This window comes from Mycobacterium sp. 050134 (genome assembly GCF_036409085.1).
Classification (GTDB): domain Bacteria; phylum Actinomycetota; class Actinomycetes; order Mycobacteriales; family Mycobacteriaceae; genus Mycobacterium.
This window is the reverse complement of sequence record NZ_JAZGLV010000067.1, coordinates 1-686: the sequence shown is the minus strand read 5'-3', so window position 1 is coordinate 686 and position 686 is coordinate 1. Positions and strand designations below refer to the sequence as shown.

Below are 686 nucleotides of genomic sequence, written 5' to 3'. Positions count from 1 at the left end.
AGGGCTGATGCTGCTGCGGCGGGGTGTATTTCGCGGTGGTTTCAGGTTGTGGCTTGTCTTGCTGGGTTGGGTGCTGCTTCGGGGCTTTTGGTGTATTTGGCTGCTTTTCGGTCGCGTGATAACGCCCGTAAGGTCGGCGATGTGATTAACGGTTATTGGGAGCTGGCCGCTGGTGCTGGTGGCGGGGGTCGGCCCAGTGCGGTGGCCGGGGGGTTGGCGTCGAGTGGGTCGGGCGTCTCGCGCTTCGCGAGTGTGCCTGGGTTGGCGGGGGGGTCGGGCGGTTCGCGCGGCCCGCTGCGTGCTGGTGTGGCAGAGGGTGAACCGGCTAGTGGTGGGGGGTCGGGGCAATCTGTTGTGGGGCCACAGGCTCCGGCCGCGTCGGTGTGCACTGTGTCTGCTTTGGCTCAGCTGGCTGGGTCGTTGGGGCACGCCGCGGGGTTGTCGGGGCAGGCTTCCCCGCGCAGCAATTCGATCACCCAGGCGGTCGGACCGGCGCAGCAGCTCGCCGCGGTGACTGAGCACCGCCGAAAGGCCACGCCCCGCACCCTGGACGGTGTTGCTGAAGCGGCTGCGCTCGCCGAGCACGCTGAAGCCGGCGCCGCCGCCGGCATGGTTGATGCCGTGCGCGCACCCGTCGAGGCTCATACCCCGCCGCCCCACCTGCGCCCCACCACCGCAGTAGGCCG

General features: G+C 69.5%; 1 protein-coding gene. It reads left to right on the top strand.

Translation table 11 applies throughout. The features are described from left to right. Positions 1-399: 399 nt before the first annotated feature. Positions 400-686 (top strand): hypothetical protein (locus tag SKC42_RS27425; RefSeq protein WP_330967367.1); only part of this gene is annotated, 287 nt, incomplete at its 3' end.